11 protein-coding genes and 1 pseudogene are annotated in these 15,968 nt (G+C 64.6%); 9 read left to right on the forward strand and 3 right to left on the reverse strand.

Going from position 1 to position 15,968, the window contains the following annotated elements:
• Positions 1–81: 81 nt before the first annotated feature.
• Together LJ655_RS06430 and LJ655_RS06435 are read right to left on the reverse strand one after the other, a co-directional pair.
• Positions 82–333: a hypothetical protein gene (locus LJ655_RS06430; RefSeq protein ID WP_230560429.1), complete on the reverse strand. Its 252-nt coding sequence runs from the start codon at positions 331–333 to the stop codon at positions 82–84.
• A gap of 340 nt (positions 334–673) precedes the next feature.
• Positions 674–1,069: pseudogene (locus tag LJ655_RS06435) on the reverse strand (transposase); the annotation flags it as partial.
• A 410-nt stretch (positions 1,070–1,479) separates the two neighbouring features.
• Here LJ655_RS06435 and LJ655_RS06440 point away from each other — a divergent pair.
• The 9 genes from LJ655_RS06440 (at position 1,480) to truB (ending at position 14,257) form a co-directional block, all read left to right on the forward strand.
• Complete coding sequence (locus tag LJ655_RS06440; RefSeq protein WP_230560430.1) at positions 1,480–2,382, forward strand: LysR family transcriptional regulator; 903 nt, start codon at positions 1,480–1,482, stop codon at positions 2,380–2,382.
• Between the two features lie 189 nt (positions 2,383–2,571).
• Positions 2,572–3,792, forward strand: coding sequence for a pyridoxal phosphate-dependent aminotransferase (locus LJ655_RS06445; protein WP_230560431.1), 1,221 nt, complete (start codon positions 2,572–2,574; stop codon positions 3,790–3,792).
• 374 nt (positions 3,793–4,166) lie between these two features.
• A complete protein-coding gene (gene scpB / locus LJ655_RS06450) occupies positions 4,167–5,204 on the forward strand; it encodes an SMC-Scp complex subunit ScpB (RefSeq protein ID WP_230560432.1) in 1,038 nt (345 codons plus the stop codon).
• Positions 5,205–5,266: 62 nt separating this feature from the next.
• Positions 5,267–7,051, forward strand: a complete 1,785-nt coding sequence (gene rluB, locus LJ655_RS06455; protein WP_230560433.1) for a 23S rRNA pseudouridine(2605) synthase RluB — start codon at positions 5,267–5,269, stop codon at positions 7,049–7,051.
• Between the two features lie 624 nt (positions 7,052–7,675).
• Entirely contained in the window at positions 7,676–8,134 is a 459-nt protein-coding gene (gene rimP, locus LJ655_RS06460) for a ribosome maturation factor RimP (RefSeq protein WP_006052964.1), read from the forward strand.
• A complete protein-coding gene (gene nusA, locus LJ655_RS06465) occupies positions 8,131–9,606 on the forward strand; it encodes a transcription termination factor NusA (protein WP_062123531.1) in 1,476 nt (491 codons plus the stop codon). The genes rimP and nusA overlap by 4 nt, the downstream gene beginning before the upstream one ends.
• A 94-nt stretch (positions 9,607–9,700) precedes the next feature.
• Complete coding sequence (infB, locus tag LJ655_RS06470; RefSeq protein WP_230560434.1) at positions 9,701–12,622, forward strand: translation initiation factor IF-2; 2,922 nt, start codon at positions 9,701–9,703, stop codon at positions 12,620–12,622.
• A 256-nt stretch (positions 12,623–12,878) separates the two neighbouring features.
• Positions 12,879–13,244, forward strand: a complete 366-nt coding sequence (rbfA, locus tag LJ655_RS06475; protein WP_230560435.1) for a 30S ribosome-binding factor RbfA — start codon at positions 12,879–12,881, stop codon at positions 13,242–13,244.
• Positions 13,245–13,321: 77 nt separating this feature from the next.
• The gene (gene truB, locus LJ655_RS06480; RefSeq protein WP_230560436.1) at positions 13,322–14,257 is read left to right on the forward strand and encodes a tRNA pseudouridine(55) synthase TruB; all 936 of its coding nucleotides are present in this window, start codon (positions 13,322–13,324) and stop codon (positions 14,255–14,257) included.
• A 124-nt stretch (positions 14,258–14,381) separates the two neighbouring features.
• Here the strand turns inward: truB and LJ655_RS06485 are convergent, their stop codons facing one another.
• Positions 14,382–15,944 carry a DHA2 family efflux MFS transporter permease subunit gene (locus LJ655_RS06485; protein WP_230560437.1) on the reverse strand — a complete coding sequence of 521 codons (1,563 nt, stop codon included), beginning with the start codon at positions 15,942–15,944 and terminating at the stop codon, positions 14,382–14,384.
• Positions 15,945–15,968 lie beyond the last annotated feature (24 nt).

Here is a 15,968-nt window from a genome sequence, read left to right on the forward strand (position 1 = left end):
GTTCCCCGATTCTGTATGCGGCAATGCAAGCGACCGTGCACAGCCCCGCACCACTCGTTGTCCGGATGGTGATCGAGGACGTCAACGCCGCCGCTGATTCTCGCGCGGCGTATCAGGCCGTGCCCGCACGTTGCTGGCAATGTCGCCGCGCAGGTCGCCCCGCGGCGCGGGCGGCGTGAAGTCGCGATTGTGCGCCTCGCTTTGCTGCGACGCTTCCAGCGTAGCCGGATGGTCCGGACGCCAGTTCCACCCTTGCGGGCGTTGTTGAGCGAATGACGGCGCGGCCATCAATGAAATCACAATGCCGCACAACAGCAGTGACATTGGTTTCATCCGAAATCCCCCTCGACCTCAAGCCAGTCCGACTCAAGGCCCGTTTGCACACCTCATAAGGTATGCCCCGCTGCGAAAGCACGCTGTAATTAATAGTAAATGGATGTTTCACCCGCAGCTATCGGGCGGCTGAGGAGTCTCAGGCAGCACGGATTGGACGCTGGAGCGGTCATGCGCAAAGATCGCGGAAACGCTCGGGCGGTCGACCGCAGGGACGAAGTGTCTCGCGAAGGCCGTCAAACGCGAGCGCGTCGTGCGCGCACACGCAACTGCGGAAAAGTGGGCTGGATAAAAAACCGGGCGCCCGCAGGCGCCCGGTGACAACGTAGTTTGCGCGTCAGGCCATCTTGACCGGCGCGCGCCACGATTCCGGATTGGTCCAGAACGCACCGCGCAGACGGTCCCGGCTCGGCGGTGCTGGCGGTTTCGCGGCCGTTGCGCCGATCCGGCCGCGCAGCGAAATCTGGCGGCCGCTCGTGCCAAGCCGCTTCACGATTTCAGCGAGCGTGCCATCGGCCTGCCACTCGTCGAAGCGCCGGCGGCAAGTCGGCGGCGACGGGTAGCGGCCCGGCAGCTTGGACCAGCCTTCGCCCGTCGAGAGCACCCAAAGCACGGCGTTGACCACCGCCCGCGCTTCCACGCGCGGACGACCGCGCCGTTCGCTGCGCGCCGGCTCGGCACAGAACAAAGCCTCGACCAGCGCCCACTCGTTATCTCTCAAATCGTCGAACAGCATCATGTTTCACCTCAGCGAAGCTAACCCCGGTGCGCTGCCCCGCGCCGCGCACTCTTCCTGCACTCGATAGGCGAGTACCAAAAGGGACGGGCTTGCCACGGATTGCCTTTTAGCCGGAAAACCATGGCGCCGACCCTGCGCATCTCGCAACGCACGAAGTGTGCCAATCGGATTCCGATCGCCCGAAAGCCCCATGGCGGCGGGCCCGCGCGGGCGCCAACCAGGGGCGTATAAGAATCCAAAAAAACCTTCTCCGAAATCAGGGCAATCACCAATCTTGTGCACGCAGGCCCGACGAACGTGCGTTCGCGCCTTTTTGCTGCAATGCAGCGAGCGTTGAGTCCGCTGTCATGCCGCGCGGGCCAGGTCGTACAATGCGCATCAAATTGCGCTATTGATGAGGTGGACAAATGAATGTCACGCTGCGGCAGCTCAGGGTTTTCATCGAGGTGGCGCGCCTGCAGAGCTTCAGCCGGGCTGGTGACGAAATCGGCCTCACACAGTCGGCGGTCAGCCGCTGCGTGCGCGAACTCGAAAGCGAGATCGGCCTGAAGCTCATCGATCGCACGACGCGCGAGGTACAGCTGACCGATGTCGGCGGCAACCTTGTCTCGAGTGTGTCGCGCCTGCTGTCCGACCTCGACGATGCGTTGCGCGAGATCCGCGAAATTGGCGAGCAGCGGCGGGGACGCGTGGTGGTCGCGGCGAGCCCGACCGTCGCTTGCCGGCTGATGCCGCGCGTCGTTGCGTGGTGCGGGCAGCAATTTCCTTATGTGACGCTCGGTCTGCGCGACGACGTGCAGAGCGATGTGGTCCGCAAGGTGAAGTCAGGCGAGGTGGACTTTGGCGTCATCATCGGCCCTTTCTCCGACGACGATCTGCTCAGCGAAACGCTGATGACCGACTCGTTCTGCATCGTGGCGCGCGATGATCATCCGCTCGCCGCGCGCAAACAGGTCACGTGGAAGGACCTCGACGGCGAGCAACTCGTGATGCTCGATTACGCATCCGGCAGCCGCCCGCTCATCGACGCCGTGATGCAGGCGCAGGGCGTGAACGCCACCGTGGTGCAGGAACTCGGTCATTCGGCGACCGTGTTCGGGCTGGTCGAGGCGGGCGTCGGGATCAGCGTGCTGCCGTGGCTCGCGCTGCCGTTGCCAGCGGGGGCGTCGCTGGCCGCCCGTCCGCTGGTGCCGCGCGCCGAGCGGCTCGTCGAGCTGGTGCGGCGGCGCGACCGGTCGCTGTCGCCCGCGGCCGAGGCGGTGTGGAATCTGATCCGGCAGTTGCCGGGGCGGGCAGAGGAGTTGAATTGACCGACGCTAACGGCGCGTTCGCGCGCGGCGCGTCTGTCCGTTGGATCGGCGCAATGCACGGCCGGCCTTGCCCTCATAGTGCGCTTCACCGCTGCCCGGCCACCCGTCGGGATAAACTACCGCCTTCATTGCGCAGGCCTTCGCGGTTGCGCCCCGAGTCTCTTATCCTTCATCCACCCGGAAGCCTCGATGAGCGAATTGGACCTGTCCGTGCCCTCCATCCCGAATGCGCGCGACGCCGTGCGCGCGCTGCGTCCATCGCAAATTCGTGAAGTTGCGAACGCCGGTTTCGGCGTTGCCGACGTCCTGCCGTTCTGGTTCGGCGAGTCCGACCGCGTGACACCCGCGTTCATCCGCGACGCCGCGAGCGCCGCGCTTGCGGCCGGCGCCACGTTCTACACGCATAACCTCGGCATCGCGCCGCTGCGCGCGGCCCTCGCCCGCTACGTGAGCGCGTTGCACGGTGCGACTTCGCCCGAGCACGTCGCGGTGACGAGCGCAGGCGTCAACGCGCTGATGCTCGCCGCGCAGCTGGTGGTCGGCGCCGGCGATCGGGTGGTCGCAGTGACGCCGCTGTGGCCGAATCTGGTCGAGATTCCGAAGATCCTCGGCGCGCACGTCGAAACCGTCGCGCTCGGCTACGGCGAACACGGCTGGCAGCTCGACGTCGGGCAATTGCTGGCCGCGCTGACGCCCGACACGAAGATGCTGATGATCAACTCGCCGAACAATCCGACCGGCTGGGTGATGACTCGCGACGACCAGCGCACCGTGCTCGAGCACTGCCGGCGTCACGGCATCTGGATCGTCGCGGACGAAGTCTACGAGCGGCTCTACTACCCTGGCGACGGCATCACCGGGTCGACCGGCACGCGATCCGCGCCGTCGTTTCTCGACCTCGCGACGCGCGACGAACGCGTGATCTGTGTGAATTCGTTTTCGAAAGCCTGGCTGATGACCGGATGGCGGCTGGGCTGGATCGTCGCGCCGACCGCATTGATGGACGATCTGGCCAAGCTGGTCGAGTACAACACCTCGTGCGCGCCGTCGTTCGTGCAGCAGGCCGGCATCGCGGCGCTCGAGCAGGGCGAGGGCTTTGCGCGGGAGCTGGTGCGCGACTTGAGAACGTCGCGCGATCATCTGGTGCGCGCGCTATCGGCGGTCCCGGGCGTCGATGTGAAGGCGCCACTGGGCGCAATGTATCTGTTCTTCTCGATGCCGGGCTCGGCGCGCAGCCTCGATTTGTGCAAGGCGATGGTGCGCGAAGTCGGGCTCGGCGTGGCGCCGGGCAGCGCGTTCGGGCCGCAGGGTGAGGGGTACGTGCGTTGGTGCTATGCGTGCGATACGGCGCGGCTCGATGCGGGCGTCGCGCGCTTGAGGCAGTTTCTGGTGGACCACGCCGGCATCTGAACATGCGACCTCGCGTGCCCGCGGGGCGGCGTCTTGCGCGCCGCCAGCGGCGAATGGTCACTGATCGTGAGATTTTCTCTCTGGCGGCTCACAGCCGCGGCGCTCTCGGGCGCACCGGTCGGTGCGGCGGCGGAAGGTACGCGGGGATAGCAGCTTTACGCCCCGACCGTTTTTGCGTAATATGGCGCTCAGTCACGCGATTCCTTTCAGGAATATCGCCGCTCCGTCCGGCTGGGTCTGGCTCGATAAGTCTGTTCGCCACCCCCCGGTGCGTGCTCCCATCAATATGACCGATCAGAATCGGGCGAGCGCGTCTTCAGTTCCACATCGTCTGTTTGATCCGGTTCTTTGACCACAGGGTCTGACCTAGCTGCATGAATACCCAAGAGGCGAAGATCGTCCTCGAGACTGCCTTGATCTGCGCACAGGAGCCGTTAAAGCTCGGCGAATTGCGCAAGCTCTTTGCCGACGGCGTGTCGGCAGACACTGTTCGGACTTTGCTCGAAGACCTGAAGCGGGATTGGTCTGGGCGCGGTGTAGAGCTGGTCGGGCTGGCGTCGGGCTGGCGGTTTCAAAGCAAGCCCGCGATGCGTTCGTATCTGGATCGGTTGCATCCGGAAAAACCGCCGAAATATTCACGCGCGGTGCTCGAAACGCTCGCGATCATTGCCTACCGGCAACCGGTAACACGGGGCGATATCGAAGAAATTCGCGGCGTGACGGTGAATACGCAGGTCGTCAAGCAACTCGAGGACCGCGGCTGGATCGAGGTGATCGGCCATCGCGACGTACCGGGGCGTCCGGCGCTGTACGCGACCACGCGCCAGTTCTTGGACGATCTCGGCCTGAGCGCGCTTGACGAACTGCCGCCGCTTGCCGATCCGTCCGCGCAACTGAACGCCGATCTGCTGGGTCAGCACGCGATCGAGTTTGCCGAGGGCGACGCGCAAAGCGTACAGCCAGCAGAGCAGAGCACGGCGAGTGAGGCTGGCGAGGGGGCTTCGCTGGAAGCGGCGCAAGCCGACGCGGCGCAGCATGCCACGTCGGGATTCGAAGCGCAGCGGCACGAGACCGTAGCCGAGTCGACCTCCGAGCCAGAGGCTCATGCGCAGGCGCCCGGGCAGGCCGGCACGACGGATGCGTCGAACGTGCCGCAGGACACGCAACAAGAGCCCGAACCGGCGCCCGCGGCAACGCAGACCGGCGTTAGCGGCGCGGCACAGTATCACGATCCGGTCGCCCAGAGCGATCCGGCAACACCCGCGCATGATTCGGGCGTAGTTCGCAAGCCGGCGCACGCCGCCCGGCCGAACCCGATCGAGGCGGCGCACGACGATCCCGAGGATCGCCGCGATGCCGCGCAGGACGCAGGCTTTCTGACCGACGACGAAACCGAGTCGCGCAGCGCCTGACGTAACCGAACTTTTTGCCGCGCCCGCAACGGGCGCGCGCGACCTGACATTTTGAGGTTGTTTTGACACATACCCACGACACCGATTCGTCCGAATCCGAGCGCGCCGTGCCGTCGGCGCGGACCGACGAACGCGCCACGCAAGCGTCGGCAGGCGAGGGCGAGCGCCCGGCTCACGGCGCGGAAGCCGACGGCGAAGAGCGTCCGCGCCGCGGTCTGCGTCGCGGACCGCGCAGCCTGATCGCGCGACGCCGCGCCGGCGCGAAGACGAAGGCAGCCGACGGTGCGCCCGCACAAGGCGCCTCGGTTGCTTCCGAAGCGCCGCCGGACGGCGAGGTCGTCGCGCAGGCGCACGCACCGCGCAATAATGCGGCCACCAAACAGGGCGGTCGACGCAACGCCCGTGCAGCGAAGCTCGAGGACGCGTCACGCGAAGGACAGCGCGAACGTCAAGCGCAACAAGGCCAGCGTGAAGGTCAACGCGGGGGGCAGCGCCAGAACCGTCGCGGCGCCGATACAGCCGCGGCCTCGGGCGCGGATTCGACTCAGGACGATCTGTTCTCGTACGTGACGTCGCCCGCGTTCGATGCCGACAACAGCACGACAGGCGGCGTGCGCGCGCCGATGCTGCGCCGTGGCAAGGCCGCGGGCCCGAAGCGCGTGCTGTCGCCCGACGACGACGCGCCGAAGCTGCACAAGGTGCTCGCCGAAGCGGGCATGGGCTCGCGCCGCGACATGGAGGAGCTGATCATCGCCGGCCGCGTGTCGGTGAACGGCGAGCCGGCGCACATCGGCCAGCGCATCATGCCGACCGACCAGGTTCGCATCAACGGCAAGCCGGTCAAGCGCAAGCTCGCCAGTAAGCCGCCGCGCGTACTTCTGTACCACAAACCGACAGGCGAAATCGTCAGCCACGCGGACCCCGAAGGCCGTCCGTCGGTGTTTGACAAGCTGCCGCCAATGAAGACCGCCAAGTGGGTCGCGGTCGGCCGTCTCGACTTCAACACAGAGGGTCTGCTGATGCTGACCACGTCGGGCGATCTCGCAAACCGCTTCATGCATCCGCGCTATAGCGTCGAGCGCGAGTATGCGGTGCGCGTCGTCGGCGAACTTGCCGAGGGTATGCGTCAGAAGCTGCTGCACGGCGTCGAACTCGAGGACGGCCCGGCGAATTTCCTGCGCATCCGCGACGGCGGCGGCGAAGGAACCAATCACTGGTATCACGTCGCGCTTGCCGAAGGGCGGAATCGCGAAGTGCGCCGCATGTTCGAAGCGGCCGGCCTGATGGTCAGCCGCCTGATCCGCACGCGTCACGGCCCGATTTCGCTGCCACGTGGTCTGAAACGTGGTCGTTGGGAAGAGCTTGAGGATAACCAGGTCCGTGCGCTGATGGCCTCGGTCGGCCTGAAGGCGCCGACGGAGGAGCGCGGTAGCCGCAACGCGGCGCCGGAGCGCCGTCAGCCGGATCCGATGCAGACGTCGATGGGCTTCATCAACCGCGAGCCGGTTCTGATGTCGCACAGCCGCTTCGAGCAGCAGCCGCGCGGACAGGGCCGCCGTGGCGCGGCGGCTGGCGGCTTCGGCGCGGGCTTCGGTGCCGGCGTCGGTAATCGGGGCGCCGGTGGCCAGCGCGGCCGGGACGTTGACGGCAATCGCGCGCCGTCGCCGAATGGCAATCGTGCGCGTGCCGGTGGCAAGCGTGCCGGTGCGGCGCCGGGCAATGGCGGCGGCAATCGCGCGCCGGGCGGCAACCGGGGCGGTAACGCCAACCGCGCTGGCGGCAACGCAGGTCCGGGCGGCGTCAATCGTGGCGGCGGCGCGCCGCGCGGTCGTTCCCGCGGCCGGTAAGCGGGGCGCAGCGTTTGAGGGATGGCCGTTGAGCGGCCGCCCTTTCATGCGGGGCGCGTCACCGCCGGGTCGCACGAGCTTCAGACGGCTCGACCAGCATCGCGAGGTGCAATCCCGAATGTTTACCGCGCGAGCCGTTGATCGTTTTCAGCGATTTGCGGCTGAGTGTTTGGCGTAGTGCGGCGGTCTCCCGAGAGTTCAAACGCCGTGCGAAACGACGCCCGAGACATCAGGGAAGCACTTCATGAAAGAGTTGACGCAGTCCTTGCAACCCCCTTTCCGGATTGCTCGCACGACCTCGCCAAAGCCCGGATTCGTCGCCCTCTTGTCGAAAGATTCCCATGAAATCAAGCGGAAATGCGCGGCGCCCGGCGTACTGCGGATTGCGTTTGGGCCGAAAAATGGCTACAATCGCGAAGTCGCTGGGCGTACGGTTTCATGTGCGGCTCAGGTGCGACCACCGGCAATAAGATGATGGGCGTTCAGCCCATTTTTTTTTGCCGCTCAGTTCATCGTGGTTCGGCATCTCGGGTTCGCACGAACGTGCGCCAGCTTGGCGCGCGGCCCGCATTGGTTGTTTGCAGAAGAGGCGAGGCTCGCTGCGCGAACATCTAAGAGGGCACTGTGCAACTGACGGAACTGATTGAAACCACGGTCGTGGGACTCGGCTACGAGCTCGTCGATCTCGAGCGCACCGGGCGCGGCATGTTGTGTATCTATATCGACCAGCCGGCCGGCATCGCAATCGAAGACTGCGAGAAAGTCACGCGTCAGCTCCAGCACGTTCTGACGGTCGAAAATATCGATTACGAGCGGCTCGAAGTGTCGTCGCCCGGTCTCGACCGCCCGCTGAAAAAACTGGCGGATTTTGAACGCTTCGCGGGCAGCGAAGCGGTTATCACACTGAAAAAGCCATTGGACGGTCGAAAATCGTACCGGGGTATCTTGCATGCTCCGCAGGGCGAGACGATCGGTCTTGAATTTGAAGGAAAAGAAGGCGCCGCGATGCTCGATTTCACGCTCGCGGACATGGACAAGGCGCGCCTTGTTCCGAAAGTTGACTTTAGGAGCCGCAAACAATGAGTCGCGAAGTGTTGATGCTGGTGGATGCGCTGGCACGCGAGAAGAATGTCGATAAGGACGTGGTATTTGCCGCGCTCGAAGCGGCTCTCGCTTCGGCCTCCAAGAAACTCTTCGAAGAAGATGCGGATATCCGCGTCCACATCGACCGTGAAAGCGGCGAGCACGAAACGTTTCGCCGCTGGAAGGTGGTGCCGGACGAAGCTGGTTTGCAGGAGCCGGATCAGGAAATCCTGCTGTTCGAGGCGCGCGAGCAACAGCCGAATATCCAACTCGACGAGTACATCGAGGAGCCGGTACCGTCGATCGAATTCGGCCGTATCGGCGCGCAGGCCGCCAAGCAGGTGATCCTGCAGAAGGTGCGCGACGCCGAGCGCGAGCAGATCCTGAACGACTTTCTCGAACGCGGCGAACACATCATGACCGGTTCGGTGAAGCGCCTCGACAAGGGCAATTTCATCGTCGAATCGGGCCGTGTGGAAGCGCTCCTGCGTCGCGACCAGTTGATCCCGAAGGAAAATCTTCGCGTGGGCGACCGCGTGCGCGCCTATATTGCGAAGGTCGATCGTACTGCCCGTGGTCCGCAGATCGAACTCTCGCGTACGGCGCCGGAATTCCTGATGAAGCTGTTCGAAATGGAAGTGCCGGAAATCGAGCAGGGCCTGCTCGAGATCAAGGCCGCGGCGCGAGACCCGGGTGTACGCGCGAAGATCGGTGTGGTCGCTTACGACAAACGCATCGATCCGATCGGCACTTGCGTCGGTATCCGCGGCTCGCGCGTGCAGGCCGTGCGCAACGAGCTCGGTGGCGAAAACGTCGACATCGTGCTATGGTCGGAAGACCCCGCCCAGTTCGTGATCGGCGCGCTCGCGCCGGCAGCCGTGCAGTCGATCGTCGTCGATGAAGAAAAGCATTCGATGGACGTCGTCGTCGACGAGAACGAACTGGCGGTCGCGATCGGCCGCAGCGGCCAGAACGTGCGTCTTGCCAGCGAGCTCACTGGTTGGCAAATCAACATCATGACGCCGGATGAATCTGCGCAGAAGCAGAATCAGGAGCGTGGCGTCCTGCGCGACCTGTTCATGGCGCGTCTCGATGTCGACGAGGAAGTCGCCGACATCCTGATCGACGAAGGCTTCACGAGCCTCGAAGAGATCGCTTATGTGCCGCTCAACGAAATGCTCGAAATCGAGGCATTCGACGAAGATACCGTTCACGAACTGCGCAACCGGTCGCGCGACGCGCTGTTGACGATGGCGATTGCGAACGAAGAAAAGGTCGAGAATGTGGCACTCGACCTGAAGAGCCTGGACGGCATGGACGCCGACCTGCTCGCGAAACTGGCCGAACATCAGATCCAGACGCGCGACGAACTCGCCGAGCTGGCCGTGGATGAACTGGTCGAGATGACTGGGATGGGAGAGGATGCCGCTAAGGCGTTGATCATGAAAGCACGTGAACACTGGTTCCAGTGAGAAATGACCATGGCGCACTGAATTGAACGCGGCCGCGAGGCCGCATGACCCGATGCTAACCGCAAGGAATCGGTCCTTGCATTAAGAGGAATGAATGGCGAGTAACAACGTAGCCCAATTTGCCGCGGAACTGAAAATGCCTGCTGGCGTGCTGCTCGAGCAGCTGCAGGCAGCGGGCGTCCAGAAAGCGAGCGAAGACGACAACCTGTCCGAGGCGGACAAGGCGCGTCTGCTCGATCACTTGCGCAAGTCGCATGGCTCGAACGATGCCGACAAGCGCAAGATCACGCTGACGCGCCGGCATACGTCGGAGATCAAGCAATCCGATGCGACGGGCAAAGCTCGCACCATTCAGGTCGAGGTGCGCAAGAAGCGCACGTTCGTCCGCCGCGACGAGGCAGTCGCGGAAGGCGGGGAGGCATCGAATCATGTGGCCGAAAACTCGGACGCCGAAGATCTCGAGTTGCAGCGTCGTGAAGAAGAAGCACGTCACGAAGCTGAACTGCTCGAAAAGCAGGCGCAGGAGCTGAAGGCGCGCCAGGAACAGCTCGAGCGCGAAGAGGCCGAGCGTCAGGCGCGCGAGCAGGCTGCGGAAGCCGAACGTCAGCGCGCGGAAGATGAGGCGAAGAAGCGCGCGGCGGCTGCGGCCGAGGCGGCAGCTCGCGAGAAGGCCCAGCAGGCGGCGGCTCAAGCCGCTGCACCGGCTGCCACGAAGGCAAGCGAGCAGGACGACGAACGCGCGGCCGCGGAACGCGCCGCACAACGCGAAGCCGCGAAGAAAGCGGAAGACGCCGCGCGTGTGGCCGCTGAAAAGGCGCGTGCGGAACAGGAAGAAATCGCCAAGCGCCGCGCGGCGGCCGAAGCCGAAGCGCGCGCGATTCGCGAAATGATGAACACGCCGCGCAAGGCGCAGGTGAAGGCGCCGGAACCGGCGCCGAAGCCCGCCGAGCCGGCCAAGGCAGCCGAGGCCAAGGGTACGCTGCACAAGCCGGCGCGTCCGGCTGGCGAAGCGCCGGCGCGCCCGGCAGCCAGGAAGCCTGCAGCTGCCGCGGCTCCGGCGCCGGCGAGCGCACCTTCTGCGGGCGACAAGAAAAAGCCGGCCGGCGGTAAGAGCGGCTGGCAGGACGACGCAGCCAAGCGCCGCGGCATCAAGACGCGCGGCGACTCGAGCGGCGGTGTGGACCGCGGCTGGCGCGGCGGTCCGAAGGGCCGTGGCAAGCATCAGGAACAGGCCACGACGTTCCAGGCGCCGACCGAGCCGATCGTGCGTGAGGTGCACGTGCCGGAAACCATCACGGTCGCGGATCTCGCGCACAAGATGGCGGTGAAGGCGTCGGAAGTCATCAAGGTGATGATGAAGCTCGGCCAGATGGTCACGATCAACCAGATGCTGGACCAGGAAACGGCGATGATCATCGTCGAGGAACTGGGCCACCGTGCGGTTGCGGCGAAGCTGGACGATCCGGAAGCAATGCTGGTCGAAGGCGAAGCGACCGATGCGGAAGCGTTGCCGCGTCCGCCGGTCGTCACGGTGATGGGCCACGTCGACCACGGCAAGACTTCGCTGCTCGACTACGTCCGTCGCTCGAAGGTTGCCGCGGGCGAAGCGGGCGGCATTACGCAGCACATCGGCGCTTACCATGTCGAAACGCCGCGCGGCGTCATCACGTTCCTCGATACGCCGGGTCACGAAGCCTTTACGGCAATGCGTGCCCGTGGTGCGAAGGCGACCGACATCGTCATTCTGGTGGTCGCTGCCGACGACGGCGTGATGCCACAGACGAAGGAAGCGATTTCCCACGCGAAGGCCGGCGGCGTGCCGCTCGTCGTCGCAATCAACAAGATCGACAAGCCTGACGCGAATCCGGAACGCGTGAAGCAGGAACTCGTCGCCGAAGGCGTCGTGCCGGAAGAGTACGGTGGCGACTCGCCGTTCGTGCCGGTGTCGGCGAAGACCGGCGCGGGCATCGACGATCTGCTCGAAAACGTGCTGCTGCAGGCCGAAGTGCTCGAACTGAAGGCACCGGTCGAATCGCCGGCCAAGGGTCTCGTGATCGAAGCGAAGCTCGACAAGGGTAAGGGTCCGGTCGCAACGATCCTCGTCCAGTCGGGTACGCTGAACCGCGGCGACGTCGTGCTGGCAGGCAGCGCCTATGGTCGCGTGCGTGCAATGCTCGACGAAACCGGCAAGCCGACCAAGTCCGCTGGCCCGTCGATCCCGGTCGAAATCCAGGGTCTGTCGGAAGTGCCGCAGGCGGGCGAGGAAGTGATCGTGATGCCGGACGAGCGCAAGGCGCGTGAAGTTGCTCTGTTCCGGCAGGGCAAGTTCCGCGACGTCAAGCTCGCGAAGCAGCAGGCCGCGAAGCTCGAGACGATGCTCGAACAGATGGGCGAAGGCGAAGTGCAGTACATGCCGCTCATCGTCAAGGCCGACGTGCAGGGTTCGCAGGAAGCGCTGGTGCAGTCTCTGCAGAAGCTCTCCACCGACGAAGTGCGCGTGCAGATCGTGCACGGCGCGGTTGGCGGCATCAGCGAGTCGGACGTCAACCTCGCGACGGCGTCGAAGGCAGTCATCATCGGCTTCAACACCCGCGCGGATGCGCAGGCTCGTAAGCTCGCGGAAGCCAATGGCGTCGATATCCGCTACTACAACATCATCTACGACGCCGTGGATGACGTGAAGGCGGCGATGTCGGGCATGTTGGCGCCGGAGAAGCGCGAAGTCGTAACGGGCACGGTCGAAGTGCGTCAGGTGTTCAAGGTGCCGAAGGTCGGCACGGTGGCCGGCTGTATGGTTACGGACGGTTTCGTCAAGCGCTCGTCGTCGGTGCGCGTGCTGCGCAACAACGTCGTCATCTTCACGGGCGAGCTCGATTCGCTCAAGCGCTTCAAGGACGACGTGAAGGAAGTCCGTCAGGGCTTCGAGTGCGGTATGTCGATCAAGAACTTCAACGATATCGTCGAAGGCGATCAGTTCGAAGTGTTCGAGGTCACGGAAGTCGCGCGTACGCTGTAATTCACGCGGCACGGCACAACAACGGGCGGAACGGGCTTGACGCCCGCTCCGCCCGTTGTTTTTGAGCCCGCTGCCTCGAATTTATCGCATCGCTTCGATGCCGCGTTCATCGTGAATTGGCTTACGGCGCGAGGCCATCGCGCCGCCGAGCTGCTCACAGGCCGCGGCGAAACACGGCGCCGTCGTATCGAATGGATAACAAACACGGCTCGCGCGAACCATTTTTTGCATCCGTCATCGCGGAGCACACAACACCATGTCTAAAAAACGTACTTCTCCCAATCGCAACGCGCAGATCGCCGATCAGATCCAGCGCGACCTGGCCGAGCTGCTGCGCGAGGTCAAGGATCCGCGCATCGGCATCGTCACGTTTCAGAGCGTCGAGCTCACCCCCGACTACGCCCACGCGAAGGTCTACTTCACGACGCTGACGGGCGACCCGCAGCAGACGCTCGAGGCCCTGACGCACGCGGCCGGCCATCTGCGCAATCTGCTGTTCAAGCGCCTGCATATCCATACGGTTCCGACGCTGCATTTCCACTACGACAAGACGATCGAGCGCGCTGTCGAAATGTCGCGTCTGATCGACGAGGCAAATTCCACGCGCGCGAAGGACGACTGAGCGACTGCGGCGCTGCGGCGTCCGACGTAGCGCGCGGCGCCGGTTTTCGTATTTCCCGAACATCTGCCTCACTCGACATGACCGCACCTCATCGCCCCCGCGTGCCGCGTCGCGCGCTCGACGGCGTGCTGCTGCTCGACAAGCCGCTCGGCCTGTCGAGCAACGACGCGCTGATCCGCGCGAAACGTCTCTATCTGGCGAAAAAGGCGGGCCACACCGGCACGCTCGACCCGCTCGCAACCGGCCTGTTGCCACTCTGCTTTGGCGAGGCCACCAAGTTTTCGCAAGACCTGCTCGAAGCCGACAAAACCTACGAGGCCACGATGCGCCTCGGCATACGCACGACCACCGGCGACGCCGAAGGCGAGGCGCTCGACATCCGAGCGGTCGATTGCGACGAGTTGGCGGTGCGGGCGGCCTTGCCACGCTTCATTGGCGAGATCGTTCAGATTCCGCCGATGTACTCGGCGCTCAAGCGGGACGGCAAGCCCCTGTACGAGTACGCGCGCGCCGGCAAGACGGTCGAGCGGGAAGGGCGTTATGTGACGATTCACGCGCTCGAGCTGATTGCTTGCGCGCTGCCGGAAGTGACGTTTCGCGTGACGTGCAGCAAGGGCACCTATGTGCGCACACTCGCTGAGGATATCGGCGAGGCGCTCGGCTGCGGCGCGCATCTGATTGCGCTGCGGCGCACGGGCGTCGGCGCGCTGACGCTCGAGCATTCGGTCACGCTCGACGCGTTGTCCGAGGCGACCCAGGCCGAACGCGACGCATGGCTGCGACCGGTCGACGCGTTGCTGTCGACGTTCCCGCTGGTCCGTCTCAACGACGACGACACGCGCCGTTTCCTGCACGGCCAGCGGCTGAAGCTGTCGTCGTTGACGATCGGCGCCGATGCGGTGCGTGCGCCGCGCGTGAGAGTGTACTCGGCGCAGGGGCGGCTGCTCGGCGTCGCGAAGCCAGGCGAAGGCGTGCTTGCACCCGAACGACTGGTCGTGACGACGGAGAACTAGACGCAGGGCTTTTCCAGTCGCATGCGGAAAATAAAAAAGCGGGATCGCCCGATAGCGGCCCCGCTTTTTTTTCACGCCATCTACGACGCGGTGTCGAACTAGCGCAACGCAACAACCAACGTGTTCAATGCGCCGCGGACGCCGCCGCTCCCGCATTGCCACCTGCGCGTTCCGGTCGTGTGATCCAGATCAGCGCGATCAGCGCGACAAAAATACCGGCCGAAATGAAGAACAGATCGTTCACGCCCAACTGCGCGGCTTGCTGCGTGACCATGGTGTTGAAGAGACCGTAGGTCTGCTGCTGATTCAGTCCCGCCGCGCCCATTTGTTGAACGGACTGGCCAAACGCGGGGTTATAAGCGTTCGCCTGTTCGGTCAGCTGTGCGTGATGCATGATCGTGCGGTGATCCCACGCAGTTTGGAAGATCGACGTGCCGATACCACCACACATGATCCGCACGAAGTTCGACAACCCCGACGCGGCCGGAATCCGATGGCCCGGCAAGCCCGACAGCGTAATCGACACGAGCGGAATGAAGAAGCCGGCCATGCCGATGCCCTGAATCAGCGTGGGCAGCATCAACGAGGATGTATCGACGCCCGTCGTGTAACGCGAGCGCATCCAGAAACACAGCGCGAAAATCAGGAACGACAGGGTCGCGATGTAGCGCGGATCAGTTCGCGGTAGGACCTTGCCGGTGAGCGGCGACAGCAGGATCGCGAACAGGCCGACGGGCGCCATCACGAGTCCGGCTTCTGTCGCCGTGTAGCCGATATCGGTCTGCAGCCACAGCGGTAGCAGCACGAGGTTCCCGAAGTAGAGCCCATAGCCGATCGATAGCGCGATCGTGCCGCCGGTGAAGTTACGCCGGCTGAACAGCGACAGATCGACCACCGGGTGCTCGGCCGTCAGTTCCCACACGATAAAGAATGCGAGTGCGATCAGCGCGACGAGCGCGAGCACGACGATCGTGGTCGACGAGAACCAGTCGAGGTCCTTGCCCTTGTCGAGCATGACCTGCAGCGAGCCGACCCAGACGATCAGAAGACCGAGGCCGACGCCGTCGATCGGTGCCTTCCTGACGAGTGAATCGCGGTTGCGAAAGATCGCCCACGTCGCGACGGCCGCCACCACGCCGACCGGAATGTTGACGTAGAAAATCCACGGCCAGGAAATGTTGTCGGAAATCCAGCCGCCAAGAATCGGACCGGCAACCGGCGCGATCAGTGTGGTCATCGCCCACATCGATAGCGCCATCGGTGCCTTCGCGCGCGGGTAGCTTGCAAGCAGGAGCGTCTGCGACAGCGGGATCATCGGGCCGGCCACCGCGCCTTGCAGCACGCGCGACGCAAGCAGGAACGGCAGGTTCGGCGAGAGACCGCACATCCACGACGAGAGCACGAACAGCACGATCGACGCCATGAACAGACGCACCTGGCCGATGCGGTCGGTGAGCCAGCCAGTCAGCGGCACCGAGATTGCGTTGGCCACCGCAAACGACGTGATCACCCACGTGCCCTGGTCGGACGACACGCCAAGGTCGCCGGAAATCGACGGGATCGACACGTTCGCGATCGACGTGTCCAGAACGTTCATGAACACGGCGAGCGACACCGCGATGGTGCCGATCACCAGTTGCGCACCCTCGAGCGGCGGGTGAGGGACTTGCGCCTGAGCCTGAGCCATTGAAGAGCCTTCTATGAATCGTCG

The sequence above is a fragment of the Paraburkholderia translucens genome (assembly GCF_020881035.1).
In the GTDB taxonomy this organism is placed as follows: Bacteria; Pseudomonadota; Gammaproteobacteria; order Burkholderiales; family Burkholderiaceae; genus Paraburkholderia; species Paraburkholderia translucens.

Coding starts and splice junctions, on each gene's coding strand:
- LJ655_RS06440 (WP_230560430.1), top strand. CDS start 1,480: ATGAATGTCACGCTGCGGCAGCTCAGGGTTTTCATCGAGGTGGCGCGC.
- LJ655_RS06485 (WP_230560437.1), bottom strand. CDS start 15,944: ATGGCTCAGGCTCAGGCGCAAGTCCCTCACCCGCCGCTCGAGGGTGCG.
- scpB (WP_230560432.1), top strand. CDS start 4,167: ATGAATACCCAAGAGGCGAAGATCGTCCTCGAGACTGCCTTGATCTGC.
- LJ655_RS06430 (WP_230560429.1), bottom strand. CDS start 333: ATGAAACCAATGTCACTGCTGTTGTGCGGCATTGTGATTTCATTGATG.
- rbfA (WP_230560435.1), top strand. CDS start 12,879: ATGTCTAAAAAACGTACTTCTCCCAATCGCAACGCGCAGATCGCCGAT.
- nusA (WP_062123531.1), top strand. CDS start 8,131: ATGAGTCGCGAAGTGTTGATGCTGGTGGATGCGCTGGCACGCGAGAAG.
- infB (WP_230560434.1), top strand. CDS start 9,701: ATGGCGAGTAACAACGTAGCCCAATTTGCCGCGGAACTGAAAATGCCT.
- truB (WP_230560436.1), top strand. CDS start 13,322: ATGACCGCACCTCATCGCCCCCGCGTGCCGCGTCGCGCGCTCGACGGC.
- LJ655_RS06445 (WP_230560431.1), top strand. CDS start 2,572: ATGAGCGAATTGGACCTGTCCGTGCCCTCCATCCCGAATGCGCGCGAC.